The 811-nt window shown below is 65.4% G+C and carries 1 protein-coding gene; it reads left to right on the top strand.

Features of this window, described 5'->3' with window-relative positions:
• Positions 1 to 740 (top strand): PE-PPE domain-containing protein (locus A5694_RS06195; protein WP_064920967.1); only part of this gene is annotated, 740 nt, incomplete at its 5' end.
• Positions 741 to 811: the final 71 nt, after the last annotated feature.

Raw genomic sequence — 811 nt, 5'->3', positions numbered from 1 at the left:
TCGGCTCCGGTGACTGTGACGCGCCGCTGCGGGTGCTGTCCACCCCAGCGCTGATCCAGCAGGGCCACAGCAGCTTTGTCGGGGCCGCCGAGATCGTGCGGGCGGTGCACGCCGAACTCGATGCCAACCCCGACGCCTACGATGCCGACCACCCACTGTGGGTCTTCGGTTGGTCGCAGGGCGCCACCGCCGGGTCGATCGCGATGGCGCAGCTGGCCCACGACGGCGTCCCCCCGGAGTTGCTGCACTTCGTGTTCATCGGCAATCCGGTGGGGGCGGACACCGCGTCGCTGGACGGGGGCGGGGCCTCCTCCCCCGACTTCTTCGACACCGCTCTGCTGTCCGGCGTCCAGACCCCGAACAACTGGTTCGCGGTAACCGACTACACGATCCCCGGCGACCCGGTCACCGACCCCACCTCCACCTCCGAGCTCGGCTTGTTCTACGAGCACATGATGTATCTGGGGCTCACCCCCGAACAGGTGGCCAACCACATCGCAAGCACCGACGGCATGCTCACCAACATCGACATCTCCGGTGACATCGACCAGTTCAGCGCCTGGCTCAACGCCTTCAGTAGCGGGTTGCTCGACAGCGCCGGGATAGACGCCCTGTTCAATTCGATTGTGGCACTTGTGTACAGCGCCTTCGGCAACATCGAAGGCTTCTTCACCGACTGGATGGGTATCGACTGGGGCGGGGTCGAGCAGACACTCGACTACTGGTTCCCCGACGCCTGACCTTGACAACGTACAACCATTCGGTTGTACGATCGGCACGTGGCCGTGCTCGACGAGGACCGGGTGGACGC

Origin of the sequence: Mycolicibacter sinensis (assembly GCF_001667945.1) — a bacterium.
Lineage (GTDB): Bacteria > Actinomycetota > Actinomycetes > Mycobacteriales > Mycobacteriaceae > Mycobacterium > Mycobacterium sinense_B.
Note: the sequence above shows the minus strand (reverse complement) of the source record. Positions and strands in the feature narration are given on the sequence as shown.